This window comes from Paratractidigestivibacter sp., assembly GCF_052362415.1.
In the GTDB taxonomy this organism is placed as follows: Bacteria; Actinomycetota; Coriobacteriia; order Coriobacteriales; family Atopobiaceae; genus Paratractidigestivibacter.
The window spans coordinates 1,977-2,747 of the sequence record NZ_DAWEMK010000162.1 but is presented as its reverse complement, the minus strand read 5'-3'; the positions used below and the strand labels follow the sequence as shown (position 1 = coordinate 2,747).

At 68.0% G+C, this 771-nt stretch carries 1 protein-coding gene; it reads right to left on the bottom strand.

What is annotated here, in order from left to right:
- A partial coding sequence (locus ACT84W_RS10360) for an iron-containing alcohol dehydrogenase (RefSeq protein ID WP_444329152.1) occupies positions 1-771 on the bottom strand: 771 nt, incomplete at both ends.

The following is a 771-nucleotide window of genomic DNA, read 5'->3' as shown; positions in this document are numbered from 1 at the left end:
GTGTGAGAGCGGCGAGGGATCGTGCGCGTAGAGCGCGGCGTTGGTGGAAAGCCCGTTGGTCGCCATCGCGTCGAGCTCGTCCTCGGTGATGCCCCAATCGCTCATCTTGAGGTCGTCGACGTGGCAGGCGGCCATAAGGCGCTCGAGCTCGGCGATGAAATCAGCCGGCTCGGACGCCGAGGCGTTGCCCATCAGACGGGCCATCTCGATATACCGCTCGTCGCAGGCGTGCACGTCGATCATGTGCTGGTGGTACGCCCGCGCGATCATGATCAGGCCGGCGCCGTGCGGCAGGTCGTGGTGATGCGCGCTCATCGCGTGCTCCGTGCCGTGGCAGCCGCAGCAGCCCGAGCACACCATCGCGTAGCCGCCGAGCGTGTTCGCGAATGCGAGCTCCGTGCGGGCATCGATGTCGGAGCCTTCGTTCACGCAGGTCGGGAGAGCAGCCGCGGCGTTGCGGATACCCTCGCGGCAGATCATGTCGCCCATGGGGTTGTGGTTGTTCGCGATGAAGCACTCGACGCTGTGGAAGAGCGCGTCGAAGCCCTGGAACGCCGTAAGGCGCGCGGGCACGGTGAGCATGAGCTCGGGGTCGACGACGGCGAGCACCGGCATGAGCCGCGGGTCGCCGAGGCGGAGCTTCTCGTCGTTCTCCTCGCACGAAATGACGGCGCCCGCGTCGACCTCGGACCCGGTGCCCGCAGTGGTCGTCACGCACACGAGCGGCAGCGGGTCGTTCTGGATGTGCATCCCGCGCGCCGTGCCGCCCAT